Source organism: Paraburkholderia sp. SIMBA_053 (genome assembly GCF_046534895.1).
Lineage (GTDB): Bacteria > Pseudomonadota > Gammaproteobacteria > Burkholderiales > Burkholderiaceae > Paraburkholderia > Paraburkholderia caledonica.
The window spans coordinates 1-553 of the sequence record NZ_JAWRXU010000069.1; the positions used below are offsets into that span (position 1 = coordinate 1).

At 63.7% G+C, this 553-nt stretch carries 1 pseudogene; it reads left to right on the forward strand.

The window, feature by feature from the left end:
• Positions 1–553: pseudogene (locus SB753_RS34585) on the forward strand (acyl-CoA dehydrogenase); the annotation flags it as partial.

The following is a 553-nucleotide window of genomic DNA, read 5'->3' on the forward strand; positions in this document are numbered from 1 at the left end:
GGCAATCTCTATAACGACGCGTTCATCGGTCTGGCTGTCGAAAGCCGTGCGGGCAAGACTGTGCAATACGTGCTCGCCAGAAGCGACGGTGTCAGCAGCGACGACGACTGGCAGGGAGTCGGACAACGCCTGACCGGCTCCGGCACCGCGAAGTTTCGCGCCGTGACCGTGCCTGCCGGGCATGTCTATCCGCAAGACCCGCCGCGACCCGACGAAGCAGCGCCGTGGGGATATACCTTCCATCAGGTGTATCTCACCAACTGCATTGCAGGCATCGCGCGACGAATTGCGTTGGACGCCGTAGAGGTTCTGCGTGCGCGCAAGCGCAACTTCTATCATGGTGAAACCGCGCATCCCGCCGAAGAGCCTGTGCTGCAGGCGTTGCTTGGACGCATCCGTGCATACGCTGCGAGCATCGAGGCCACTGCGGACCGCGCAGTCGGCGCGCTGCAACGTGCGTGGGACAGCTATGGCACGAGCGATGAGTATGCGGCGACGCTTGCCGCGACTCTCGCGGCGTCGGAGGCCAAGGTTGTGATCGACGATCTCGCGC